General features: G+C 69.1%; 19 protein-coding genes and 1 other RNA gene. 9 read left to right on the top strand and 11 right to left on the bottom strand.

Annotation, left to right across the window (positions count from 1 at the left end):
- Together ABIE21_RS01070 and ABIE21_RS01065 are read right to left on the bottom strand one after the other, a co-directional pair.
- On the bottom strand, window positions 1-1,275 hold the full coding sequence (locus ABIE21_RS01070) for a glycosyltransferase 87 family protein (protein WP_354022936.1): 1,275 nt from the start codon (window positions 1,273-1,275) through the stop codon (window positions 1-3).
- Window positions 1,276-1,364: 89 nt separating this feature from the next.
- Complete coding sequence (locus ABIE21_RS01065; protein ID WP_354022935.1) at window positions 1,365-2,201, bottom strand: ADP-dependent NAD(P)H-hydrate dehydratase; 837 nt, start codon at window positions 2,199-2,201, stop codon at window positions 1,365-1,367.
- Window positions 2,202-2,224: 23 nt separating this feature from the next.
- Here ABIE21_RS01065 and ABIE21_RS01060 point away from each other — a divergent pair, with 23 nt between their 5' ends.
- The 3 genes from ABIE21_RS01060 to ABIE21_RS01050 all read left to right on the top strand — a co-directional run bounded on the left by ABIE21_RS01060 (window position 2,225) and on the right by ABIE21_RS01050 (window position 4,414).
- A complete protein-coding gene (locus ABIE21_RS01060; RefSeq protein ID WP_354022934.1) occupies window positions 2,225-2,842 on the top strand; it encodes an HAD family hydrolase in 618 nt (205 codons plus the stop codon).
- A 24-nt stretch (window positions 2,843-2,866) separates the two neighbouring features.
- The gene (locus tag ABIE21_RS01055; protein WP_354022933.1) at window positions 2,867-3,952 is read left to right on the top strand and encodes an NADH:flavin oxidoreductase/NADH oxidase; all 1,086 of its coding nucleotides are present in this window, start codon (window positions 2,867-2,869) and stop codon (window positions 3,950-3,952) included.
- 90 nt (window positions 3,953-4,042) lie between these two features.
- Entirely contained in the window at window positions 4,043-4,414 is a 372-nt protein-coding gene (locus ABIE21_RS01050; protein ID WP_354022932.1) for a PLDc N-terminal domain-containing protein, read from the top strand.
- 3 nt (window positions 4,415-4,417) lie between these two features.
- Here the strand turns inward: ABIE21_RS01050 and ABIE21_RS01045 are convergent, their stop codons facing one another.
- From ABIE21_RS01045 to ABIE21_RS01035, 3 genes are all read right to left on the bottom strand, one after another.
- On the bottom strand, window positions 4,418-5,458 hold the full coding sequence (locus tag ABIE21_RS01045) for a hemolysin family protein (RefSeq protein ID WP_354022931.1): 1,041 nt from the start codon (window positions 5,456-5,458) through the stop codon (window positions 4,418-4,420).
- Window positions 5,455-6,783: a hemolysin family protein gene (locus tag ABIE21_RS01040; protein WP_354022930.1), complete on the bottom strand. Its 1,329-nt coding sequence runs from the start codon at window positions 6,781-6,783 to the stop codon at window positions 5,455-5,457. Before ABIE21_RS01040 ends, ABIE21_RS01045 begins: the two co-directional genes overlap by 4 nt.
- A 148-nt stretch (window positions 6,784-6,931) precedes the next feature.
- On the bottom strand, window positions 6,932-8,368 hold the full coding sequence (locus ABIE21_RS01035; protein WP_354022929.1) for a GuaB1 family IMP dehydrogenase-related protein: 1,437 nt from the start codon (window positions 8,366-8,368) through the stop codon (window positions 6,932-6,934).
- A gap of 133 nt (window positions 8,369-8,501) precedes the next feature.
- Here ABIE21_RS01035 and ABIE21_RS01030 point away from each other — a divergent pair, with 133 nt between their 5' ends.
- Window positions 8,502-12,374, top strand: coding sequence for a multifunctional oxoglutarate decarboxylase/oxoglutarate dehydrogenase thiamine pyrophosphate-binding subunit/dihydrolipoyllysine-residue succinyltransferase subunit (locus tag ABIE21_RS01030; protein ID WP_354022928.1), 3,873 nt, complete (start codon window positions 8,502-8,504; stop codon window positions 12,372-12,374).
- A gap of 120 nt (window positions 12,375-12,494) precedes the next feature.
- On the opposite strand, the gene ABIE21_RS01025 is transcribed toward ABIE21_RS01030, so the two are convergent.
- Both ABIE21_RS01025 and ABIE21_RS01020 read right to left on the bottom strand, forming a co-directional pair.
- Complete coding sequence (locus ABIE21_RS01025; protein WP_354022927.1) at window positions 12,495-12,737, bottom strand: zf-HC2 domain-containing protein; 243 nt, start codon at window positions 12,735-12,737, stop codon at window positions 12,495-12,497.
- The gene (locus ABIE21_RS01020) at window positions 12,734-13,393 is read right to left on the bottom strand and encodes a sigma-70 family RNA polymerase sigma factor (protein ID WP_354022926.1); all 660 of its coding nucleotides are present in this window, start codon (window positions 13,391-13,393) and stop codon (window positions 12,734-12,736) included. Before ABIE21_RS01020 ends, ABIE21_RS01025 begins: the two co-directional genes overlap by 4 nt.
- Window positions 13,394-13,502: 109 nt before the next feature.
- On the opposite strand from ABIE21_RS01020, the gene aroA reads away from it, so the two are divergent.
- From aroA to ABIE21_RS01005, 3 genes are read left to right on the top strand one after another with little or no spacing between them, the layout of a single operon-like run.
- The gene (gene aroA, locus ABIE21_RS01015) at window positions 13,503-14,921 is read left to right on the top strand and encodes a 3-phosphoshikimate 1-carboxyvinyltransferase (protein ID WP_354022925.1); all 1,419 of its coding nucleotides are present in this window, start codon (window positions 13,503-13,505) and stop codon (window positions 14,919-14,921) included.
- 4 nt (window positions 14,922-14,925) lie between these two features.
- Window positions 14,926-15,960 carry a ribosome small subunit-dependent GTPase A gene (gene rsgA, locus ABIE21_RS01010; protein WP_354022924.1) on the top strand — a complete coding sequence of 345 codons (1,035 nt, stop codon included), beginning with the start codon at window positions 14,926-14,928 and terminating at the stop codon, window positions 15,958-15,960.
- 12 nt (window positions 15,961-15,972) lie between these two features.
- Complete coding sequence (locus ABIE21_RS01005; protein WP_354022923.1) at window positions 15,973-16,761, top strand: inositol monophosphatase family protein; 789 nt, start codon at window positions 15,973-15,975, stop codon at window positions 16,759-16,761.
- Window positions 16,762-16,844: 83 nt separating this feature from the next.
- Here ABIE21_RS01005 and ABIE21_RS01000 read toward each other — a convergent pair whose 3' ends face one another.
- Window positions 16,845-17,576, bottom strand: coding sequence for a GAP family protein (locus tag ABIE21_RS01000; protein ID WP_354022922.1), 732 nt, complete (start codon window positions 17,574-17,576; stop codon window positions 16,845-16,847).
- 118 nt (window positions 17,577-17,694) lie between these two features.
- On the opposite strand from ABIE21_RS01000, the gene ABIE21_RS00995 reads away from it, so the two are divergent.
- Both ABIE21_RS00995 and ABIE21_RS00990 read left to right on the top strand, forming a co-directional pair.
- On the top strand, window positions 17,695-18,906 hold the full coding sequence (locus tag ABIE21_RS00995; protein ID WP_354022921.1) for a sensor histidine kinase: 1,212 nt from the start codon (window positions 17,695-17,697) through the stop codon (window positions 18,904-18,906).
- Window positions 18,903-19,562: a response regulator transcription factor gene (locus ABIE21_RS00990; protein WP_354022920.1), complete on the top strand. Its 660-nt coding sequence runs from the start codon at window positions 18,903-18,905 to the stop codon at window positions 19,560-19,562. The genes ABIE21_RS00995 and ABIE21_RS00990 overlap by 4 nt, the downstream gene beginning before the upstream one ends.
- A 10-nt stretch (window positions 19,563-19,572) precedes the next feature.
- On the opposite strand, the gene ABIE21_RS00985 is transcribed toward ABIE21_RS00990, so the two are convergent.
- The 3 genes from ABIE21_RS00985 to ABIE21_RS00975 all read right to left on the bottom strand — a co-directional run bounded on the left by ABIE21_RS00985 (window position 19,573) and on the right by ABIE21_RS00975 (window position 23,886).
- A complete protein-coding gene (locus tag ABIE21_RS00985; RefSeq protein WP_354022919.1) occupies window positions 19,573-21,723 on the bottom strand; it encodes an acyltransferase family protein in 2,151 nt (716 codons plus the stop codon).
- Between the two features lie 282 nt (window positions 21,724-22,005).
- Window positions 22,006-22,380, bottom strand: a transfer-messenger RNA (tmRNA) gene (gene ssrA / locus ABIE21_RS00980).
- Between the two features lie 96 nt (window positions 22,381-22,476).
- Window positions 22,477-23,886: an MFS transporter gene (locus ABIE21_RS00975; RefSeq protein ID WP_354022918.1), complete on the bottom strand. Its 1,410-nt coding sequence runs from the start codon at window positions 23,884-23,886 to the stop codon at window positions 22,477-22,479.
- Window positions 23,887-23,921 lie beyond the last annotated feature (35 nt).

Raw genomic sequence — 23,921 nt, 5'->3', positions numbered from 1 at the left:
TTATTCCTTCGCTCGGGGAGACGCGGCGTCGAGGGCGACGACCACCACCTCGCGAATCGCCCAGGCGAGAACCACGAACAACAGCAGGTTTCTCACGGTGATGGCGAGGACCAGGATCGGGTCGAGGGAGAGCAACTCGTTGTACAGATAAGGATAAAACGACTGGGTGAGCGCCGCGACCACGAGCACGAGGATCGCGGGAAAACGGAACGAGCGCCCGTGGCCGGCGAGTCGGGTGGCCAGCCCGAGTACGACGGGAACCGCGAGCCAGGAGATGAACTGCGGCGAGCCCACCTTGTTGAAGGCGATCAGCGTGGTGACGAGGGCCAGCGCGAGCGGGGCGAGGAGGGCGCTCGACCGGGCACCCCGCATCACGCCCCACACGCCCAGGGCCGCGACGGCGAGCGCGGCGAGCGCCAGGACCGGCGTCATCAGGCTCGCCGTGGCCGCCACTCCGTCGCCGACGAACTGGTACGTGAGGATCTGCTGGTCGTAGTAGATCGACGTGCTCGGCGAGCCGAGCGCCGCCTGCCAGAGCCAGACCATGCTGATGGGCGCCTCGACCTGCAGGCCGCGCCCTGTCTGCTGTGTCACGAAGCTGAAGACGTTGCCGCCGCTGCCGAACAGCAGTGCGATCGCGACGACCGCGGCGCTGACCGCCAGGGCCGCGAGCACGATCCCGCGGCGCCGCCGGTGCGTGATGACGACCGCGGCGAGCAGCGCGGCTGGCCACACCTTGACCCAGGTGGCGACGGCGAGCACGACCGCGGCTGCGACGGGGCGGGTGGCCAGCAGCAGCACGCCGACTATCGCCAGCGCCACCGTGATGGCGTCGATGCGCGCCACCGCGACCGGGCCCAGCAGCAGGAGGAAGCCGATCCACCACCAGCCGACGACGGCGCGGTTGCGGCTCGTGAGCCAGCCGGTGATGGCTGCGAACGCCACGGCGTCGACCAGCATCACGATCGTCAACCACGTGCTCGCGTACACGGCCGGGCCGAGGGCGAAGGCGGCCAGCATGGGGGCGATCGCGAGGATGGGGTAGACCCACACGCCGTCGATGCCGACCCAGTAGTCGCCGAGCACGATCTGGTCGACCCAGAGCCGGTAGACGACCGTGACGTCGCCGAGCGGGTAGCCGGGACCGAACAGGCACAGCATGCCGAGCCACAGGTGCACGGCCACGAACGCGACCCACAGCAGGCCGCGACTGGACAGCGCGGCGCTGCTCCACGGCATGGCGCGTTTCGACGGCACGACGCTCTTAGACGGCACGGCGCTGTTCGAGGGCGCGGCGCGGTCAGACGGCACGGCGTGGTCCGACAGAGCGTCCCGGTTCGACCGGGGTCGCTCCGACACCGGGGCTAGCCGCGCGACAGCAGCCCGGAGATGACTCCTGGCACCGCCGCCGCGAGGTCGAGGATGGTGAGCGGGCCGCCGACGCTCGCGCGGTGCGCCGCGAGGCCGTGGATGACAGACGCCGACGCCGCCAGTCGCGCGAGCACCGCGGGGTCGGCGGCGATCGCATCGGCATGAGTGGCCACGAGCGCGCCGAGGATACCGCCGAGGGCGTCGCCCGCCCCCGCCGTGGCGAGCCAGCTCGGCGCGGACGCCGCGACCAGCGCCACGCCGCCGCCCGCGACATAGGTGCGGCTGCCCTTGAGCAGCACCGTCACCCCGAGCCGGTCGGCCGCGCGCGCCGCCCAGGCCGCGGGGTCCGCGGCGACCTCGCCCTTGTCCGCTCCGAGCACCCTGGCCAGCTCGCCGAAGTGCGGGGTGATCACGACCGGTCCCCGCTTCACCTCGTGCAGGTCGATCGCTCCCCCGTCGAGCACGGTCGGGAGCGCCTGCGCCATCGCGAGCGTCGACCAGGCCACGGCCGCCTCGTCGCGCGACTCGTGATCCATGCCCGAGCCGATGAGCCACGCCTGCACGCGCCCCTCGCTCGTCACCGCCTCCGGCCGACGCTGCAGGACGAGCGTCGACGACCGTTCGCCGCCCAGGTATCGCACCATTCCCACACCCGTGCGCAGCGCCGCCTCCACGCCCAGCACGGCCGCCCCCGGGTACTGGTCCGACCCGGTGATGACCCCGAGCACGCCGCGCGAGTACTTGTCGTCGCCCGGCACGGGCACCGCTATGTGGCGAGCAGCGTCCGCGGCGGTCCATGGGGCGTAGTCGGTCGCTGTGATTCGGGGCATAGCTCACAGGCTAGTTTGGATGCATGACGCTGCATATCGCCGACCGGGTTGTTGTCTTCGACTACGGCGAGGTGATATCCCTCGAGCCGAGCGCGGCGGCCAGGGCGGCTATCGTCGAGATCGCCGACGCCGACGCCGAACCGTTCTGGGCGAGCTACTGGTCGCACCGCGACGGCCTCGACCGAGGAACGATCAGCGTTCCCGAATACTGGGCCCTCGTCGCGGCCGACACCGGCTCGGCCTGGTCGGCGTCGACGGTGCAGCGGCTGTGGGCCGCCGACTTCACGAGCTGGATCAGCGTCGAGACCGAGGTCGTCGACCTCATCGCCGAGCTGCACGCGGGAGGCACGCGCGTCGCGCTGCTGTCGAACGCCGGCTTCGACTTCGCGTCTCCGTTCCGCTTCTCCCCCATGGCCCAGTTCTTCGAGAGGGTGTTCGTGAGCGCCGAGATGGACGCGATCAAGCCGAGCCCCGGCATCTACCTCGAGGTCACCGACGGGCTGGGAATAACGCCGGCCCAACTCGTCTTCGTAGACAACAAGAAGATCAACACGGATGCCGCGGCAGAACTCGGCGCGACGGTGCACCACTTCGTGCATGCCGAGGGTCTTCGCCAGTTCCTCACCGCACTCGCCGCCTGAGCGCGGACCACTACCAGGAGACTCGTGAACACCTCTGCCCTCTTCACCCCGCTGAGCATCCGCTCGACCACCTTCCGCAACCGGCTCTGGGTGCCGGCGCTGTGCCAGTACTCGGTCGAGCGTCAGGACGGCGTTCCGACCGACTGGCATCTCGTGCACCTCGGCGCCTTCGCCATGGGCGGCGCGGGTCTCGTGATGACCGAGGCCACCGCAGTCGCCCCGATCGGGCGCATCTCGCCGCACGACACGGGGATCTGGAACCAGGAGCAGGTCGACTCGTGGTCGCGCATCACCCGCTTCCTGCACGAGCGCGGGGCCGTCGCGGGCATCCAGCTCGCCCACGCCGGGCGCAAGGGGTCGACGCACCGCGGCTGGGCCCCCGTCGCCACCGGAACGGTGCCGGAGGCGGACGGCGGCTGGCCGACGGTCGCGCCTTCCGCCCTGGCCTTCGGCGAGTACGCCGCCCCGCGCGCGCTCGACACAGCGGAGATCGCGGATGTCGTGGCCGAGTTCGTGACCGCCGCCGAACGCTCCGTGGAGGCCGGCTTCGACCTCGTCGAGATCCATGCCGCGCACGGCTACCTGTTGCACCAGTTCCTCTCGCCGCTGTCGAACCTGCGCACCGACTCCTACGGCGGCAGCCTCGAGAACCGCGCCCGCATCGTGCTCGAGATCGTGCGCGCCGTGCGCGCGGCGGTCGGCGACGAGATGCCGCTCTTCGTGCGGTTCTCGGCCACCGACTACGCCGAGGGCGGCTGGAACCAGGACGACACGGCTACCGTCGCGGCCTGGGCCCAGGACGCGGGCGCCGACTTCTTCGACATCTCCACCGGCGGCAACGTGTCGGGCGTGACCATCCCGCTGAGCCCCGGATACCAGGTGCCGTTCGCGGACTTCGTGGCGTCGACCGCCGGAGTTCCCGTCAACGCCGTCGGCCTGATCACGACCGCGGCGCAGGCCGACGAGATCGTGTCGAGCGGTCGGGCCGACGCCGTCATGCTCGGCCGCGAGATGATGCGCGACCCGCACTTCGCACTGCGCGCCGCGCACGAGCTCGGCGTCGAGGTCGACTACTGGCCCGAGGCGTACGTGCGCGCCCGCTGGCGCTGACCCGGCCAGGGCTCTCTCGACTTGCAGAGCGCTCTCGGCTGAGCAGAGCACTCTCGACAAACACCGCGGCCAATCAATAGAATTTCGCTCATGTACGCGGTGCTGTCTGTGGTCCTCCTGGTTGTCGTCATCGGCGCTCTCGCCGACATCATCACCCGGCAGGACGGGCAGGTGAAGCACCTGCCCAAGCTCGTCTGGGTGCTGCTCGTCGTGCTGCTGCCGCTCGTCGGCAGCATCCTGTGGTTCGCGGTCGGACGCGAGTACGACACCCCGGTCGACCGCGGAACCTTCGGCGACCCGCGCAGGAGCGAGCGGCCCGACGACCAGGTCGGGCGCGCGCGCACGACGGAGCAGGAGCTCGCCGACCTCGACCGGGAGATCGAGTACCACAGCAAGCAGGCCGAGATCGACCGCCTGGAGGCACTCCTGCACGAGCGCCGCCAGGATGACGAGGCCCGCTAGACGCTACATGCGTCGCGTCGCGTCCTGCACCTCGCCGACGAGCTCCTCGATGATGTCCTCGAGGAACAGCACGCCCTGGGTCGCGCCGTTCTCGTCGAACGCGCGCGCCACGTGCACGCCGGAGCGGCGCATGGTGGCGAGGGCGTCCTCGAGGTCGGTGCTGCGGAAGATCGAGATCAGCTGGCGGATGCGCTTGGGCGGAACCGGCTCGGTGAACTCGTCGCCGTCGAGGTCGATGACGTCTTTCAGGTGCAGGTAGCCGGTGGGCTCGTTCTCGTCGTCGACGAGGATGTAGCGCGAGAATCCGCGCTGCGCCACCGCGCGCTCGACGTCGGCCGGAGACGCGTCTTCCGGCAGGGTCACGAGGTCTTTGACGCCGATGGCGATGTCCTGAACCTTCTTCTCGGTGAACTCGAACGCCGCCAGCAGCGCGCCCGTGGAGTCGGTGAGCACGCCCTCCTTGGTCGACTGGGCGACGATGTTGGCGACCTCGCCGAGGGTGAAGACGCTGTTCGCCTCCGACTTCGGGGTGACGCCGAACAGGCGCACGACGCCGTTCGCCGTCGCGTTCAGCGCCACGATGACGGGCTTGAACACGTTGCCGACGAACACGAGCGGCGGGGCGAGCAGCAGCGCAGCCCGGTCGGGAATCGAGAAGGCGATGTTCTTCGGCACCATCTCGCCGATGACGACGTGCAGGAACGAGACCAGCAGCAGTGCGATCACGAACGCGATGACACCGCTGAGCTCTTCGGGGATGCCCGTCCAGGCCAGAGGCACCTCGAGCAGGTGGTGGATCGCCGGCTCGGAGACGTTGAGGATGAGCAGCGAGCACACCGTGATGCCGAGCTGGCTCACGGCCAGCATCAGCGTGGCGTGCTCCATCGCCCACAGCGTGGTCTTCGCGGCGCGGGAGCCGGCCTCGGCCTTCGGCTCGATCTGCGAGCGTCGGGCGGAGATGACGGCGAACTCGGCGCCGACGAAGAAGGCATTGACGAGCAGCAGCACGACGAGCCAGAGGATGCCCGGGAGGGATTCGCTCATTTCGCCTTCACCTCGCTCTCGTCGTCGGTCGTCACCGGGGTCGGCGTGTACCGCACCCTGTCGATGCGGCGGCCGTCGAGCCGCTCGATGCGGAACCGGCCGTGCTCGTGCTCGACGACGTCGCCGACCACCGGCAGCCTGCCCAGTTCGCTCATCAGCCAGCCGGCGACGGTCTCGAACGGGCCCTCCTCGGGCACGACGACTCCCGTGCGCTCGAGCAGTTCGTCGGGGCGCAGGATGCCGGGGAAGGTGAACCAGTCGCGCGATCTCACCACGTCGGCCTTGGTGCGGTCGTGCTCGTCGGACACCTCGCCCACGAGCTCCTCGACGAGATCCTCCAGGGTGGCTACTCCGGCCGTTCCGCCGTACTCGTCGAGCACGACGGCCATCTGATAGCCGCGACCGCGGAGCTCCGCGAGCAGCGAGTCGAGCTTCATGGTCTCCGGCACGCGCAGCGGCTCCGACTGCAGGGCAGACACCGGGACATCCACTCGCTTCTCCCGCGGCACGGCGACCGCCTGCTTGACGTGCACGATGCCCACGACGTCGTCGATGCTGTCGTCGATCACGGGGAACCGGGAGAGCCCGGTGGTGCGCGCGAGCTCGATCACGTCGAAGGCCGAGTCGGTGCGGTCGACGCTCTTCAGGCGCGGGCGGGGCGTCATCACGTCTTGAGCCGTGTGGTCGGAGAAGGCCAGCGTGCGGGCCAGCAGCGTGGCGGTGTCGGTCTCGAGGCTGCCCTCACGCGCGGACCGGCGCACGAGCGACGACAGCTCTTCTGCGGTGCGCGCGCCAGACAGCTCTTCCTTCGGTTCGATACCGAACGAGCGGATGATGGCGTTGGCGGTGTTGTTCAGCAGCGCGACGGCCGGTTTGAAGACCGCGGTGAAACCGATCTGGAAGGGGATCACCAGCTTCGCGGTGTGCAGCGGCAACGCGAGCGCGAAGTTCTTCGGCACCAGCTCGCCGATGATCATCGACAGCAGTGTCGCGATGAACACGGCGACGATCGTGGCGGTGGGGGAGATGGCGGCCGTGGGCAGCCCGATCGCGGTGAGCGAGGGCGTGAGCAGCGCGCTGAACGCGGGCTCCATCGTGTATCCGGTGAGCAGCGTCGTCAGCGTGATGCCCAGCTGCGCGCTGGAGAGATGCGTCGAGGTGCGCTTGAGCGCGCTGATCGTCATGCCGAGACCCCGCTCGCCCTTGGACTGCCTGACCTCGAGGTCGGAACGGTCGAGGTTGACGAGCGAGAATTCGGAAGCGACGAAGAGGCCGGTTCCGACTGTCAGGATGAGCCCGAGGCCGAGGAGCAACCACTCAGACATGGAGACTCACGCGCCCCAGAAGGAGCACGGTCGACGCAGTGGGCATGGGCAAGTGTGAAGGGGGGTCGTCCATTATCTGATCGAGTATATGCGGGGTTTGCTCAGCGGCAGCCGGTGCACGGCCCGAATTCGCCCACAGCGCATCGGACTACCAGCTGACCGGCAGCGCCTTGCCCTCCTCGTAGCCGGCGGCCGACTGGATGCCGACGAGCGCCCGGCGGTGGAACTCGCCGAGCGAGGTGGAGCCCGCGTAGCTCATCGAACTGCGCACGCCCGAGGTGATCATGTCGAGCAGGTCCTCCAGCGACGGCCGCAACGGGTCGAGGTAGATGCGCGAGCTCGAGATCCCCTCGGCGAACAGCGTCTTGCGAGCGAGCTCGTAGGCGTCGAGACGGTCGAAGCGCTGCTGCACCGCCTTCGTCGACGCCATCCCCCAGCTCTCCTTGTACAGCCGACCCGTCGCATCCATCGCCAGCGAACCGGGGGCCTCGATCGTGCCGGCGAACCATGAGCCGATCATGACGGATGCCGCGCCGGCGGCGAGCGCCAGCGCGACGTCGCGCGGGTAGCGCACCCCGCCGTCGGCCCAGACGTGCGCGCCCACGTCGCGGGCCGCCTCCGCCGTCTCGAGCACCGCCGAGAACTGGGGGCGGCCGACGGCCGTCATCATGCGGGTCGTGCACATGGCGCCCGGGCCGACGCCGACCTTCACGATGTTCGCCCCCGCCTTCACGAGGTCGCGCACTGCCTCGCGGGTCACGACGTTGCCCGCGACGATCGGAACGCCGAGGTCGAGCGCCGCCACGGTTGCGATCGCGCGGATCATGCCGGCCTGGTGGCCGTGCGCGGTGTCGATGACGAGAACGTCGACCCCTCCCGCCACGAGCGCGCGTGCCTTCGCCCCCACGTCCCCGTTGATGCCGATGGCTGCCCCGACGACGAGCCTGCCGTCGCGGTCGACGGCGCTGTCGTAGATGGTGGAGCGAAGGGCGCCCGTGCGGCTGAGGGTGCCGACGAGGTTGCCGTGGCGCAGCACCGGAGCGAAGTAGAGGTCGGCGGCGACCATGAGGTCGAACGCGGCCCGGGGGCTGTCGATGTCGTCGGCGTCGATCGACGTGAGCGTACCGTGGATGAGGTCGCCGAGCCGGGCGTCGGGCAGCGCGGTGGCCAGGCGGGTCGCCGGGATGCACCCGAGGAGGGCCTCTCCGTCGCGCACGACGATCCCCTGGCCGACCACCGGCGGAAGCAGCTCCAAGGCCGCCGCGACCGTGTCGCCCGGCGCCAGCTCGAGCGGGGTGTCCCACGGGACCGGCTGCCGCTTCACCCAGCGGATCGCCGCGTCGAGGTCTTGAAGGTGCATGTCCTGCGGGAGGATCCCGAGGCCGCCGCGTCTGGCGAGCGTCGCGGCGAGGCGCGGTCCGGTCACCGAGTTCATGTTGGCCGAGATGATCGGAATCGTGGCCGCGGTTCCATCACCCGGCGCGAGCGACACGTCAAGCCTGCTTTTCACGTTGGATCCGCTCGGAACCAGAAAAACATCGGAATAAGTCAGGTCGTGCTTGGGTGCAGTCTCGTAGAACTCCATAAATTTCACGTTAGACCCTCTGGTGTGCCCGCACGCGGTTAAGAATGTGATTACCCTTGGAGTGAAGGCGACCAGAGTTGGTCGCCTCACCGTGATATCGAAACCTGAGTGAACTGAGAGTGGGCGGTCGGCTGTGTCAAGCCAAGTGACCGGACTTGCAGCAGAAGACGGATCTTCTGGCGAGTTCGGGGCCAACGAATGGCTCGTAGACGAAATGTACGAACGGTACCTGGTTGACCGAAATTCGGTCGATCAGTCGTGGTGGCCGATCCTCGACAGTTACCGGCCGACGGAGACGCATCAGCAGGGCGAGGCGCACGACCCGGCCGCCGAGCACAGCGACCCGACCCCGACCACGTCGATCACCGTGATCCCGCCGGCCGAGAGCCAGACCGGCGGCGAGGCGCAGATCCCCGACGAGGTCACGGATGCGCCGGCCCCGTCGGCGGCTCCGGCCACAGAGGCGGCTCCGGCCGCCGAGGCACCCGCGGCACCGCCCGTCGTGGCCGCGACGGCGAACCAGCCGGTCGCTCGCACGACCTCCATCGAGGCGAAGCCCCAGCCGATCCCGGCCCAGGCCCCGAGCACGTCGACCACGCCGGTCGCCGTGAAGGACGCGGCTCCCGGCCCCGACGCCAACGTCACCGCTGTGCTCAAGGGCGCGTCGAAGGCGCTGGCCGCGAACATGGACGCGAGCCTCACGGTCCCCACCGCGACGAGCGTGCGCACCATCCCCGCGAAGCTCATGATCGACAACCGCATCGTGATCAACAACCACCTCAAGCGCGCCCGCGGCGGAAAGGTGTCGTTCACCCACCTCATCGCCTGGGCCATCGTCGAGACGCTCAAGGAGTTCCCGAGCCAGAACGTCTTCTACGACGAGGTCGACGGAAAGCCGTCGGTCGTCACCCCGGCGCACATCAACCTCGGCATCGCGATCGACATCCCGAAGCCCGACGGCACCCGTTCGCTGGTCGTCCCCGGCATCAAGCGCGCCGACACGATGGAGTTCGGCGAGTTTCTCGCCGCCTACGAGGACGTCGTCTTCCGCGGACGCAACAACAAGCTGACCGGCGCCGACTACGCCGGCAACACCATCTCGCTCACGAACCCGGGCGGGATCGGCACCGAGCACTCTGTGCCCCGCCTCATGCGCGGCGCGGGAACGATCGTGGGCGCCGGCGCTCTCGAGTACCCGGCCGAGTTCCAGGGCGCCTCCGTGCGCACGCTGTCGGAACTCGGCATCGGCAAGACCATCACCCTCACGAGCACCTACGACCACCGGGTCATCCAGGGCGCCGGTTCCGGCGAGTTCCTCAAGAAGATCCACGAGCGCCTCATCGGCCAGCACGACTTCTACGAGAGCATCTTCTCGGCCCTGCGCATCCCCTACGACCCGATCCACTGGGCTTCGGACATCAGCGTCGACGTCGCCGACAACGTCGACAAGACGGCACGGGTGCAGGAGCTGATCAACTCGTTCCGGGTTCGCGGCCACCTCATGGCCGACGTCGACCCGCTCGAGTACGTACAGCGCACCCACCCCGACCTCGACATCGCGAGCCACGGCCTCACCTTCTGGGACCTCGACCGCGAGTTCGTCACGGGCGGCTTCGGCGGCAAGCGTTCGGCGCTGCTGCGCGACATCCTCGGTCTGCTGCGCGACTCCTACTGCCGCACCGTCGGCATCGAGTACATGCACATCCAGGACCCGGCCCAGCGCAAGTGGATGCAGGACCGCGTCGAGATGCCGTACACCAAGCCCGGCCACGACGAGCAGATGCGCATCCTCGGCAAGCTCAATGAGGCCGAGGCGTTCGAGACCTTCCTACAGACGAAGTATGTCGGCCAGAAGCGCTTCAGCCTCGAGGGCAGCGAGTCGACCATTGCGGTGCTCGACGCCATCCTGCAGGGCTCCGCAGAGGACGGCCTCGAAGAGGTCGCGATCGGCATGGCCCACCGCGGCCGCCTGAACGTGCTCACCAACATCGCGGGAAAGACCTACGGTCAGATCTTCCGCGAGTTCGAGGGAACCCAGGACCCGCGCACCGTCCACGGCTCCGGCGACGTGAAGTACCACCTCGGAACCGAGGGCACCTTCACGGCCGCCGACGGCACGACCATCCCCGTCTACCTCGCCGCGAACCCCTCGCACCTCGAGGCAGTCGACGGCGTGCTCGAGGGAATCGTGCGTGCCAAGCAGGACCGACGCCCGATCGGCAGCTACAGCGTGCTGCCCGTCATGGTGCACGGCGACGCGGCGATGGCCGGACAGGGCATCGTCGTCGAGATCCTGCAGATGTCGCAGCTGCGCGGATACCGCACCGGCGGCACGATCCACCTCGTGGTCAACAACCAGGTCGGGTTCACCACCCCTCCCGGCGAGGGCCGCACGTCGATCTACTCGACCGACGTCGCCAAGACCATCCAGGCCCCCGTCTTCCACGTGAACGGCGACGACCCGGAGGCCGTAGTGCGGGTGGCGCAGCTCGCGCTGGCCTACCGCCAGGAGTTCCATCGCGACGTCGTCATCGACCTCGTCTCGTACCGCCGTCGCGGCCACAACGAGGGCGACGACCCCTCGATGACCCAGCCGCTGATGTACAACCTCATCGAGGCCAAGCGGAGCGTGCGCACCCTGTACGTGGAGGGTCTCGTCGGACGCGGCGACATCACCACCGAGGAATACGAGGCGAGCCACCAGGACTTCCAGGACCGCCTCGAGCGGGCGTTCGCGGAGACCCACGCGGCGCAGACGGGTTCGATCCCGGTAATCACGGGCGACAACAACGCCGTCTCCGACCTCGAGCGCCCGGACTCCCAGCAGGAGGACCTCACCGGAGAGCCGGAGTCCACCGGAGTGCGCGAAGAGGTCATCCAGCTGATCGGAGACGCACACAACAACCCGCCCGCCGGGTTCAGCGTGCACCCGAAGCTGCAGGCGATGCTGAAGAAGCGCGTCGACATGAGCCGGTCCGGCTCCGTCGACTGGGGCTTCGGCGAGCTTCTGGCGCTCGGCTCGCTCCTGGTCGAGGGCACTCCGGTGCGCATGGCCGGGCAGGACACCCGACGCGGCACCTTCGTGCAGCGTCACGCGGTGCTGCACGACCGTCAGAACGGCCAGGAGTGGCTGCCGCTCGGCAACCTGAAAGACGGCCAGGGTCGGTTCTGGATCTACGACTCGCTGCTGAGCGAGTACGCCGCGCTCGGCTTCGAGTACGGGTACTCGGTCGAGCGCCCAGACGCCCTCGTGCTCTGGGAGGCCCAGTTCGGCGATTTCGCAAACGGCGCGCAGACGGTCATCGACGAGTTCATCTCCTCGGCCGAGCAGAAGTGGGGACAGCGTTCCAGCGTCGTCCTCCTCCTCCCGCACGGCTACGAGGGACAGGGCCCCGACCACTCGTCCGCGCGTATGGAGCGTTTCCTCCAGCTGTGCGCGGAGAACAACATGACGATCGCGCGGCCGTCGACGCCCGCGTCGTACTTCCATCTGCTGCGTCGCCAGGCCTACGCCCGGCCGCGCCGCCCGCTCGTGGTCTTCACCCCCAAGGCGATGCTGCGACTGCGCGGCGCGACGAGTGAGATCGGCGACTTCACGAGCGGCAAGTTCCTGCCCGTGATCGACGACAGCCGTGTGGTCGACAAGTCGATGGTCAAGCGCGTGGTTCTAACCTCGGGCAAGATCTACTACGACATCATCGCCGAGCTCGACAAGCGCGAGGAGAAGTCGATCGCGGTCGTGCGGATGGAGCAGTTCTATCCGCTGCCGATCGCCGAGATCAATGCCGTGCTGGCGGGATACCCCGACGCCGACATCGTCTGGACGCAGGACGAGCCCGAGAACCAGGGCGCGTGGCCGTTCATCTCGCTCGAGCTGGTGAAGTACCTCGACGGACGCACCATCAAGGTGTCGTCGCGCCCCGCATCCGCGTCGCCCGCGACCGGATCGAACAAGCGCAGCGGCCTCGAGCAGGTGGCCTTGATCGACAAGGCGCTGACTCTGTAGCACTCGCGAACACCCGCACGGATCGAGCCTGTCGAGATCATCTCGACAGGCTCGATTTACCGGTCGGGCTCGATCGCCGGTCGGCCTCGATCGCCGGTCGGCCTCGATTGCCGGTCGGTACTAGCGAGTCGCCTGGATCTCGCGCAGCTTGAGCAGCACGTCGGCGCGCAGGTCGGCCGGCGCCTTCTCGTTGCACGCCTCGCGCACCTTTGCGGTGAGGGTGAGGCCGACGAGGTGCTCGCCGGAGCAGTCGGTGCAGGTGGCCATGTGGTCGGCGATGTCAGCCGCCTCGCCCTTGGTCAGCTCGTTGTGGATGTATTCCTCGAGTTCGGCTTTCGCCTTGTCGCAACCGCAGTCGGTCATTTCGTTCTCCCAGTGGCAGGCGCGGCGACGATTCCTCGGTCGCTCGCGTATTCAGCAAGTAGGCCCCGAAGGAGGCGTCGGCCGCGGTGGAGGCGGCTCATGACGGTTCCGACGGGGGTCTTCATAATGTCGGCGATCTCCTGGTAGGAGAAGCCTTCGACGTCGGCGAAGTACACCGCGAGGCGGAAGTCTTCGGGAATCGACTGGAGTGCGTCCTTGACAGCGCTGTCGGGGAGGTGGTCGATCGCCTCGGCCTCGGCCGAGCGGGTCGACGTGTGCTGGGTGACGGACTCGGCGCCGCCGAGCTGCCAGTCTTCGAGATCGTCGATCGTGCCCTGGTACGGGTTGCGCTGGTTCTTGCGGTAGTTGTTGATGAACGTGTTGGTCTGGATGCGGTACAGCCAGGCCTTCAGGTTCGTTCCCTGCTGAAACTGCCCGAACGCCGTGTAGGCCTTCACGAAGGTCTCCTGCACGAGGTCGGCAGCGTCGGAGGGGTTCTTGGTCATGCGCATCGCGGCCGCGTAGAGCTGGTCCATGTACTGCAGGGCCTGCTCCTCGAAGAGGGCTCGAACGTCGGCGACGGGCTCGACTGAGTCTGCCTGCTCGCCGTCGGCCGGCTCTTCTGGAATCGACGATTCTGGGGTCTCGGTAGTCATCAGGGACAATTCTAGGTTGTCGAGAGCGGTACTCTCCCGAGTCTCCATAAGCACCGTCATACCAGTGTCTCCATTCACTCGGCCCGAACAGCCGATACTCTGGTAACCGATGTTGGTATCCAAGTATTCCAAGCCAGAGTTCAGCCCCTACGACGACGACACCCTCGTCGTGGGCGACGACCCGGGGCCGTGGCGCGCGCCCGTGGCGCAGCGCGCCCTCGCGACGTCGGTGCGACTGCCCGGCTCGAAGAGCCTGACCAACCGCGAGCTGGTGCTCTCGGCCCTCGCGAGCGGCCCGTCGCTGCTGCGCGCTCCACTGCACTCGCGCGACACCGCGCTGATGATCGAGGCGCTGCGCGCGCTCGGCACGATCATCGAGGAGGTGCCCGGCGACGGCGGCTTCGGCCCCGACCTGCGGATCACCCCGGCCGAGCTGCTCGGCGGCACGTCCATCGAGTGCGGTCTCGCCGGCACGGTGATGCGCTTCCTCCCGCCCGTCGCGGCTCTCGCCCTCGGCCCGGTCGCCTTCGACGGCGACGAGAGCGCCCGCCGCCGTCCCATGCGAACGACGGTCGAATCGCTGCGCGGGCTCGGCGTCGACGTCAACGACGACGGCCGGGGTTCGCTGCCGTTCAGCCTCTACGGCACGGGCAGCGTCGCCGGCGGCGAGCTGTCGATCGACGCCTCGGCGTCGAGCCAGTTCGTCTCAGGGCTGCTGCTCGCGGCGCCGCGGTTCACCGAGGGCCTCACCCTCCGTCACACCGGCGAGTCGCTGCCGAGCATGCCGCACATCGAGATGACCATAGCCACGCTCGCGGCACGGGGCGTCGTGGTCGAGAGCCCCGAGCCGGGCGTCTGGGTCGTGCCGTCCGCCGAGATCCGCGGCATCGAGGTCGACATCGAGCCCGACCTCTCCAACGCCGCACCCTTCCTCGCTGCCGCGATCGTCGCCGGCGGCACCGTGTCGATCGGCGGCTGGCCCTGGTCGACCACCCAGGTCGGCGCGCACCTCGAGACGCTGCTGCCGCTCTTCGGCGCGACAGCGACGCGCGACGGCGACTCCCTCGTGATCGACGGCGGCGACGGGGTGCGCGGCGGAGCCGAGCTGCCCGGCGTCGACATCGACCTCTCCCTCGGCGGCGAGCTCGCCCCGGCGATCGTCGCCATCGCCGCCCTCGCGGGCTCGCCGAGCCGGATCACCGGCATCGGCCACCTCCGCGGGCACGAGACCGACCGGCTCGCGGCCCTCGCCGCCGAGATCAACGGTCTCGGCGGCGCCGTCGCCGAGCTCGACGACGGGCTCGCGATCGAACCCCGACCGCTGACCGGCGCCCTCTGGCACAGCTACGAAGACCACCGCATGGCCACGGCCGGCGCGATCATCGGGCTCGCCGTCGACGGTGTTCTCATCGACGACATCGGCACCACCGCGAAGACCCTTCCGCAGTTCCCCCGGCTCTGGTCCGACCTGGTGCGCGACCCCGACGAGATCGTCACGACCGTGACGACCGACACCCTGCTGCTGTGACTCTATGAGCTGGTTGTCCGACCCCGACGAAGACGACGGCGCCTACGCCGAGTACGACGAATCATCCATTCGCGTGCGCCCCAATCCCAAGGCGAACAAGCCCCGCAGCAAGATCCGGCCCGAGCACAAGAACGCCGTCAGCGGCCGCGTGTTCAGTGTCGACCGGGGACGCTACGGCGTCTGGGTCGCCGAGAACACGGAAGAGGAACGCCAGCTCGTCGCCACCCGGGCACGGGAGCTCGGCAAGAAGTCGGTCGTCACCGGCGACTGGGTCGAGCTGGTCGGCGACACCTCGGGCGACGAGGGCAGCCTCTCGCGCATCGTGCGCATTCAGCCGCGCGCGACGCTGCTGCGCCGCAGCGCCGACGACACCGACGCCGTCGAGCGCATCATCGTCGCCAACGCCGACCAGATGCTCATCGTGGTGGCCGCGGCGAACCCCGAGCCGCGCACGCGCCTGGTCGACCGCTACCTCGTGGCGGCGTTCGACGCCGGCATCACGCCCATCCTCTGCATCACGAAGACCGACCTGGCCGACCCGAGCGAGTTTCTCGCCAACTTCGCCGGGCTCGAGTTCCGCATCTTCGAGAGCCGCGACGACGACTTCCCGATCGACGAGATCTCGGAGGCCCTGCAGGGGCACACCACGGTCGCGGTCGGACACTCCGGAGTGGGCAAGTCCACCCTCGTCAACGCGCTGCTCCCCGACGCCAACCGCGCCGTCGGCCGGGTCAACGACGTGACCGGTCGCGGCCGCCACACTTCGTCGTCGACGGTGTCGCTGCGCATCGGCAGCGGCTGGATCGTCGACACCCCCGGCGTCAGGTCGTTCGGGCTGGGTCACGTCGATCCGGCGAACATCCTGAAGTCCTTCACCGACCTCGCCGAGCTCTCGCTGCAGTGTCCTCGGGGCTGCACCCACCTGCCCGACTCCCCCGACTGCGCCATCGTCGAACGCGTGGAGGCGGGCGACCTCGGCGAGATCGGCAAGCTCAGGCTCGACAGCCTGCAGCGTCTCCTCACCACCCTCGCCGCTTAGGAAGGCAGCACCATGACGACCTATACCCCGGCAGACGACCTCGCACTGGCGCTCGCGCTGGCCGGCGAGGCCGACCTCATCTCGCTCGACCGCTTCACCGCGCTCGACCTGGTCGTCACCACCAAGCCCGACCGCACCCCGGTCACCGACGCCGACCAAGCCGTCGAGCGCTCCATCCGCAACGGCATCCTGGCCGCCCGCCCCGACGACTCCATCCTCGGCGAGGAGTACGGAACGGAGGGCACCGGGTCGCGGCAGTGGATCATCGACCCGATCGACGGCACGACGAACTTCCTGCGCGGCGTCCCGATCTGGGGCACGCTCATCTCCCTCGCCATCGACGGCGTCCCCGTGGTCGGCGTCGTCAGCTCCCCCGCCCTCGGCAAGCGCTGGTGGGCGGCCACCGGCCACGGCGCCTGGGCGCAGGCGCACGGTGAGGAGGCGAAGCGCATCCGCGTGAGCGGCATCGACTCGCTCGAGAACGCGGCGCTCAGCTACAACAGCATCACCGGGTGGGACGACGCCGGCCGGCTCGACTCGGTGCTCGCCCTCTCGCGCAGCGTGTGGCGGGCCCGCGCCATCGGCGACATGTGGCCGTACATGCTGCTCGCCGAGGGCTCGATCGACATCGTCGGCGAGTTCGACCTCAAGCCCTACGATATGGCCGCGCTCATCCCGATCGTGCAGGAGGCAGGCGGTACCTTCACCTCGGTCGACGGCGAGCCCGGTCCCTGGCACGGCAGCGCTCTCGCCACGAACGGCATCCTGCACGACGCCGTGCTGGCGAAGCTCGGGTCGTAGCGGTCGCCTCCGGTCCGTCGAGGCGCTCGAGCGGACGAGCGGATGAGGAGACGAACAGACGAGCGGATGCCTCGGCCGACGTCTCAGCCGAAGGGCAGTATCCCCAGCACGCCGCCCTGCACGGCCCGCACGACGAGCAGCACGCCGAGGATGCCCACGATCCACGACAGCGTCTCGCTCGCGTTGCGGGTGAGCCAGGCCTCGAGCCGCTGCAACGCCGGCTCGATGCGTCCGGCCCCCGCGACCCGGGCGACGAGCAGCACCAGCGCCGGGAGCACCATCACGACGCAGTATCCGCCGAGAACGACGGCGGTGGTCGGCCACTCGAGCCCGCTCGCGGTGATCGCTCCGATCGCGCCGAGGTAGGGCAGCATGCTGCCCAGCTCGATCGTGGTCGCGGTGAGCGCGAGGGCGACGAGAGACCCGACGCCGCCTCCCGCGTCGCCGACGGCACGCTCGCGCCAGCGTCGGGCCCGGCCGGAGACGACGACCCCCTCGGCCTTCTGCCGCTTCGCCTGCTTCTCGAGCGCGTAGCTCCACACGATGAGTCCGATGCCGACGGCGAGCAGGATCACCGTGCCGAACGGGGAGGCGACCGCGGCGGCGATGCTCTCGAACGCCCAGCCGGCGCCCCAGAGGATCGCCAGTCCGACCGCGAAGTAGAACACCGCGACAGTGGCGAGGAACACCAGTACCCGGCCGACGCGGAGCCTGCCGGGCGTCGCGAGAAGCCAGAGCGGGATCACGAGAGTGCCGAAGCTGGTGGAGTCGATCAGGGCGAGCACCAGGAGGGTGCCGGCGAGTGCGATGGTCATGGCGGCAACGCTACGGACGCCCGGCCGGCTCCCCCATCGGCCAGGGGGACGACGAACCGGCAGGACGTACATCCTTCGGCCTACCCCGCCGAGCGCCGCACTGTGCTGGTATAGGAGCGTGACCACCCAGCAGACCGCGCCGCCGACCGTCGCGCGCGCCCACTGGCCCGAGCCGGTCGCCGCCGGGCTGACCTTCGCGCTCGGCGGGGCGCTCATCGCCCTCGGCGTCACGGGGCTGTGGTCGGGGGCGTTCGTCGGACAGGGTGCACCCGGGTCGCAGTGGTGGTTCCTGCTGCCCCTCGGGGTCGCCTGCGGAGCGATGCTGCTCAAGCGCCGCGCACCGCGCACCGCGCTCGTCGTCGCGACGGCCGCACTGCTGCTCGACCTCTACCTGGGCAGCAGCCTCGGCACGCTGCTCGCCTTCTACGACGTGCTCTACTCGGCCGCGATCGCCGCCTCACCGCGGCTGCGGCGGGTGCTCGTCGTCGGCGCGGCTGTGGGCATCGCCGGCCCCGCCGTGGCCGCGCTCCTCGCCGGCTCCGATCTGCGCGTCGCCCTCTTCGTGGGCCTGCAGATGTTCGCGCTGCTCGCCACTCCCCTGTGGTGGGCGTCCGACGTGCGCAAACGCAACGAGATCATCGCCCTCGCCGCCGAACGCACCACCGATCTGGAGCGCATCCACGCGCTGTCCCGCGAGCGCGCCGTCGCCGACGAGCGCACCGCCATGGCGCGCGACGTGCACGACCTCGTCGCCTCGCACATGTCGGCCGTCGCGATCCGGTCGGCGGCCGCGCTCGCATCCCCGCCCGATGCCGACCGTGACCGGGCGGCCCTCGAGGCGATCAGGGAGTCCGCCCTCGCCGCCCACACCGACCTGCGCTCGATGATCACCCTGCTGCGCTCGACCGCGCATGCACCGCCGGAGTCGGCCACGCTCGCCGACCTGGGCGGGCTCGTCGACCGCGCGAGGGGCATGGGTATCGCGGTGCGGCTGGAGACGCCGGAGCCGGCCTCCCTGGCCGACGTGGATCCGGCGACGCAGAACACCGCCTACCGCATCGCCCAGGAGGCGCTGATGAACGCCGCGAAACACGCGCCGGGCAGCGACGTCGTGGTGCTCGTCTCGTCGTCGGGCGACGGCGGGGCCGACCTGACGGTGCGGTCGACCCGCACCGTCGCCGGGGGTGGAGCCGAGGCATCCGCCCCGCACGACGGCGTGGGTCTCGTCACCATGGCCGAGCGGGCGCACGCGGTCGGCGGCCGCCTCGACGTCGAGTCGGGCGACTCGGAGTGGGTCGTCGCGGCCCACCTGCCGGGGGCGCGACCGTGAGCGCGGCGCGTGTGCTCATCGCCGACGACCACGGGGCGATCCGGGTGGGGCTGAGGCTGATCCTCGAGGCCGCCGACGACATCACCGTGGTCGGCGAGGCCGGCGACGGGGCGACCGCGGTGCGTCAGGCGGCGGCGTTACGCCCCGACGTGGTGCTGATGGACGTGCGGATGCCGGGGGTGGACGGCATCGCGGCGACCGAGCAGATCGTGCGGGCGGGGCACGGCGCGGTGCTGGTGCTCACGACCTTCGACCTCGACGACTACGTGTTCGGGGCGTTGCGGGCCGGGGCGAGCGGGTTCCTGCTCAAGACCGTCGACCCGGCCGGGCTGATCGACTCGGTGCGCCGGCTCGCGGCCGGGGAGTCGGTCGTGGCACCCGAGGTCACGCGGCGCATCCTCGACGAGTTCGTTCAGCTCGACCGGGCGCGTGCCGCCCCGATCCCGCCGAGCACCCGGCTGGCCGCGCTCACGCCGCGCGAGCTCGACATCCTGCGGCTCGTCGCCGAGGGGCTGTCCAACCGGCAGATCGCCGGGCGGCTGACGATCTCCGTGGCCACGGCGAAGACACACGTGTCGCGCCTGCTCGGAAAGCTGGGCTGCTCGTCGCGGGTGCAGGCCGCGATCCTCGCGAAGGAGGAGGGACTGGCCGGCTGACGGCCGCGCCCTACTCCCCCGCGATCTCGGGCACGGCGGTCTCGAGCCGTTCGCCGAGGTACGGCGCCAGGGTCGTGGCGTAGGTGGCGGTGATGTGGTGGCTGTCGCGGTAGCCGACGACGCCTCCGACGACGGGGCTGCACGTGCCGTTCTCGCAGAAGAAGTCGTTCATGTCGACGACGGTCACGCCGGGCTGGCCCTTCGCGGCCTCGACCAGCAGGTCGTCGTGCACGGCCTCGTTCTCCGGACGGTCGCAGGCTCCCTCTTCGCCCGCCGTCTCCGAGATGCAGAGGTTGGTTCCGGCGGTCATCTGCGGGATGTCGCGGATGACGACCACCTCGGTGCCGCGCTCGACGAGCGGGGCCCAGGCCTCGCGGAACCCCGCGATGGTCGCCTTGTCGGAGCCGTACTTGTCGCCGGCGGCGCTGTGGGCGAGCACGACGACGTCGAGCGGCTCGTCCGAGGCGAGCTCGTCGGCCAGGGAGTCGTTCCAGGTCGAGCACGAGCGCTCGATGTCGGCGGCGTCATCCTGCTTGGTCGCGGCCGACATGGGGCACGACGACTTCATAAACGGCGAGAGCGCCCAGGCGTTGTCCTCGGCGATCGTCTTCATCGCCGGGTACCAGGAGGCGGCGTGCGAGTCGCCGATCAGACCGACCGTGGTCTCGGATGCCGGGTCGCCGACGACGCAGGTGTTGACGTCGGGCGTCACCAGGTCGGAGTAGCAGCCGTTGGTGTAGATCTCCGCCTCGTCTTCGACGGCGAAGGACGGCAGCGGGGTGAGGGTCTCGTGCTCGATGTCGTCGCAGGCGCCGTCGGGGAGCGCGAGCGCCGATGCTCCGAAGCACTCGCCGGCGGTCGCGGCGACCGTCGCGGCGCGGGCGGTCTCGGCCGTGGCCTGCGTGGCCATCGACTGCGAGGCGAGCGCGGTGGGCACAGCGACCACGATCATCGCGACGACCATGGCGAGCGCCGTCCAGCGCGGACGCCGACCGACGAGCACCTTCCAGTCGCGGGCGGGGTTCTCGATGAGGGTGGTGGTGAGCCAGGCCAGGGCGATGGACACGATGATGATGGCGAACTTGCTGGCGACCTCGAGCTCGGTGAAGACGATCGTGCCGAACACGATGATCGGCCAGTGCCAGAGGTATACCGAGTACGAGATTCCGCCGACGAACTGCACGGGTCGCGCGCCCATCAGCCTGTTCGGCGAGAGGGCGGAGTCGGGGTCGCCCGCCCAGATCACGGCGAGGGTGGCGACGACGGGGATCAGGGCGGCGGACCCGGGGAACACGGTCTCGCCGGAATACGTGACGACCGCGTAGGCGATTCCCGCCCAGCCGGCGTAGGCGACGAGGGTGCGCAGCCCGTTCGACGCGCGCAGCGTCGCGGTGCCGATCACGGCCAGCAGGCCGCCGGCGGCGAACTCCCACGCGCGGGTCGTGGTGGCGAAGTAGGCCTCGCCGGGATTCGTGTCGGTGTAGCTGACGGAGAACGCGAACGACGCGACGGCGACCAGCGCGAGCGCGACGAACACGGCGGTGTGCCGGGCGCGGGCGCCCAGCCGCTGCGCGACCAGCACGACGACGCCGATGAGGATGGGCCAGACCAGGTAGAACTGCTCCTCGACCGAGAGCGACCAGAAGTGCTGCACCGGAGACGCCACGTTCTCGGCCGCGAGGTAGTCGATGCTCGACGAGGCGAGCACCCAGTTCTGCACGTAGAGGGCGCTCGCGGCGATCTCCTTGTAGAACTGCTCCCAGTAGAGCTGGGGCACGAGCAGGAAGACGCCGACCGCCGACGCGGCGAGCACAGTGAGCGACGCGGGCAGCAGCCGGCGGATGCGTTTGGCCCAGAACCGCGGGAGGGAGACGCGTCCGGTTCGCTCGGCCTCGCGCAGCAGGTGAGCGGTGATGAGAAAACCGGAGATCACGAAGAACACGTCGACGCCGACGAATCCGCCGGTGAGGGTGTTCGGCCACAGGTGGTAGACGACAACCACGAGAACGGCGACCGCCCGCAGGGCCTGGATCTCGGGGCGGAGCGTGGACTTGGCGCGCGTCGGCTTCGGCTCCTTGACGAATACCGGTCGGCCGTCTTCGTCGGTTGCCAGCGCGTGGGAGCGGCCGGAGGGCGTCGAGTGGCTGATGACGTCGGTCATGGCGGTCCTTTGCAATCGATGGGCGTTCTTGTTGAGCCGCGTCGATGCGGAGAATCTGCCACCCGCGAAACTCGGTCGGACCAGTCGTCATCGACTCGGGGAGCCCGAACACAGGAGGGGAAACGTGGACAGCCTATCCGAGGCGTACCCCGAATGGGGGGTACATATTTTTCCGGATTTCGGGTGACGTGGCCCTTAAAGAAGCTGATCCCCGGGGCGGTTTGCCGCCAGATTCCGGGGATCTGCCAAGAAAAGAATTTCACCAACGCGCGACAGCGCCCATGGTGGAGATGCGGGGAATTGAACCCCGGTCCACTGCTGTAATTCTGTGCCTTCTACGGGTGTAGCTCGCAAAGACGTTCTACTCGGCTCTGACCTTTGCTGCGAGCATCTAGGTCAACGAGCCCAGCCATAGTTCAAGTCCCGCGTAGCCCTAAGGCGTAACCACGCAGCAATCTCTCTAAATTACGCCAGGATCCGAGTAGAGAGCATTCTCGGACTGACGGACTTCTTTAGTGCGCTCGCTTAGGCAGCGAGGGCGAAGTCAGTGCGCTTGGAATCGGCACTTATAGTTTGCAGACATCGTTTACGAGATAAGCCTGCATCCTCGACCCGCTTCTCACAGTTTTGCAGGCAATGTCGAAACCGATCATCCCCATGGTCACTTCTGTGCAGAAGAGTGGCACTGTCGCGCGCTGTTGAATTATCAATCCGTATCCCGAAGGATGCGGCCTTCCAGTGTAACTCCGATTGCTACTTCGTGGGCAGCGGTGCGAGGTCGAATCTCTCGGCGTCCTCCGCGTCGATCTCACGCAGCGACGCACCCTTCGTCTCGCGCAGCGTCACGACGGTGATCGCCGTGATCGCGCAGGCGACGACGAGGTAGATCGCCACCGGCACCCAGGAGCCGTAGGCCTGCAGCAGCCCCGTGGCGATGATCGGGGCGAGCGAGCCGGCGATGATCGATGTGACCTGGTAGCCGAGCGAGACACCCGAGTAGCGCATACGGGTGGGGAACATCTCGCTCATGATCGCCGGCTGGCCGGCATACATCAGCGCGTGGAAGACGAGGCCGATCGCGATCGCGAGCACGATGATCGCCGGGTTGAGGGTGTCGAACAGCGGGAAGGCGAAGAACGCCCAGGTGGCGCCGAGCACGGCACCGGTGAAGTACACGGGCTTGCGCCCGATGCGGTCGGCCAGACGCCCCACCTGCGGGATCACGAGGAAGTGCACGACGTGAGCGATGAGCAGCGCGAGCAGCAGCTGCGCGGTGTTGTACTGGTGCACCGTCACGAGATAGACGATCGAGAAGCTGACGATCGTGTAGTAGAGGATGTTCTCGGCGAACCGCAGCCCCATGGCCTGCAAGATGCCCTTCGGGTAGCGCTTGATGACCTCGCGGACACCGTAGCTCGCCTCCTTGGTGCGCTCCACCCGCTCGCGCGCCTCGAGGAAGATCGGTGCCTCGCTGACGTGGGTGCGGATGTAGTAGCCGATCAGCACGATCACCGCGGAGAGCCAGAAGGCCACGCGCCAGCCCCAGCTGAGGAACTGCTCGTTCGTGAGGATCGTCGACATCAGCAGCAGGACGGCCGTCGCGAGCAGGTTTCCGACCGGGACCGCGGCCTGGGGCCAGCTCGACCAGAACGCGCGCGACTTGTTCGGGCTGTGCTCGGCGACGAGCAGCACGGCGCCGCCCCATTCACCGCCGACCGCGAAGCCCTGGATGAATCGCAGCGCGACCAGGAGCGCGGGTGCCCAGTACCCGATGGTGTTGAAGCCGGGCAGGCAGCCCATGAGGAAGGTCGCGACTCCGACGAGCACGATCGTCACCTGCAGGGTGTGCTTGCGCCCGAGCTTGTCGCCGATCTGGCCGAAGACGATCCCGCCGAGCGGCCGGGCGATGAAACCCACGGCGTAGGTGAGGAACGCGGCGATGATGCCGTCGAGCTGGGTTCCCGCGTTCGGGAAGAACACGGTACCGAAGACCAGGCTCGCGGCGGTGGCGTAGAGGAAGAACTCGTACCACTCGACGACGGTGCCGACCATGGAGGCGGCAACCACCTTCTTCAGCCCGGAGACCTTGCCCTCTCCGTCGCCCGAACTCGAAGCTCCGGATTTCGATCGTCGCGCCGTGGGCGCGTCGCTGTGTGCGGTCATGAGTGTCCTCCACTGTCGTCACTGACATGGGTTGC

This window comes from Conyzicola nivalis (genome assembly GCF_040548875.1).
Taxonomy (GTDB): domain Bacteria; phylum Actinomycetota; class Actinomycetes; order Actinomycetales; family Microbacteriaceae; genus Conyzicola; species Conyzicola nivalis_A.
Note: the sequence above shows the minus strand (reverse complement) of the source record. Positions and strands in the feature narration are given on the sequence as shown.

Bases quoted from the DNA above. Each gene is read 5' to 3' on its own strand.
- aroA (WP_354022925.1), top strand. From the start codon at position 13,503: ATGTTGGTATCCAAGTATTCCAAGCCAGAGTTCAGCCCCTACGACGAC.
- ABIE21_RS01060 (WP_354022934.1), top strand. From the start codon at position 2,225: ATGACGCTGCATATCGCCGACCGGGTTGTTGTCTTCGACTACGGCGAG.
- ABIE21_RS00975 (WP_354022918.1), bottom strand. From the start codon at position 23,886: ATGACCGCACACAGCGACGCGCCCACGGCGCGACGATCGAAATCCGGA.
- ABIE21_RS01025 (WP_354022927.1), bottom strand. From the start codon at position 12,737: ATGACCGACTGCGGTTGCGACAAGGCGAAAGCCGAACTCGAGGAATAC.
- rsgA (WP_354022924.1), top strand. From the start codon at position 14,926: ATGAGCTGGTTGTCCGACCCCGACGAAGACGACGGCGCCTACGCCGAG.
- ABIE21_RS01040 (WP_354022930.1), bottom strand. From the start codon at position 6,783: ATGTCTGAGTGGTTGCTCCTCGGCCTCGGGCTCATCCTGACAGTCGGA.
- ABIE21_RS01065 (WP_354022935.1), bottom strand. From the start codon at position 2,201: ATGCCCCGAATCACAGCGACCGACTACGCCCCATGGACCGCCGCGGAC.
- ABIE21_RS01050 (WP_354022932.1), top strand. From the start codon at position 4,043: ATGTACGCGGTGCTGTCTGTGGTCCTCCTGGTTGTCGTCATCGGCGCT.
- ABIE21_RS00985 (WP_354022919.1), bottom strand. From the start codon at position 21,723: ATGACCGACGTCATCAGCCACTCGACGCCCTCCGGCCGCTCCCACGCG.
- ABIE21_RS01000 (WP_354022922.1), bottom strand. From the start codon at position 17,576: ATGACCATCGCACTCGCCGGCACCCTCCTGGTGCTCGCCCTGATCGAC.
- ABIE21_RS01045 (WP_354022931.1), bottom strand. From the start codon at position 5,458: ATGAGCGAATCCCTCCCGGGCATCCTCTGGCTCGTCGTGCTGCTGCTC.
- ABIE21_RS01020 (WP_354022926.1), bottom strand. From the start codon at position 13,393: ATGACTACCGAGACCCCAGAATCGTCGATTCCAGAAGAGCCGGCCGAC.
- ABIE21_RS01005 (WP_354022923.1), top strand. From the start codon at position 15,973: ATGACGACCTATACCCCGGCAGACGACCTCGCACTGGCGCTCGCGCTG.
- ABIE21_RS01035 (WP_354022929.1), bottom strand. From the start codon at position 8,368: ATGGAGTTCTACGAGACTGCACCCAAGCACGACCTGACTTATTCCGAT.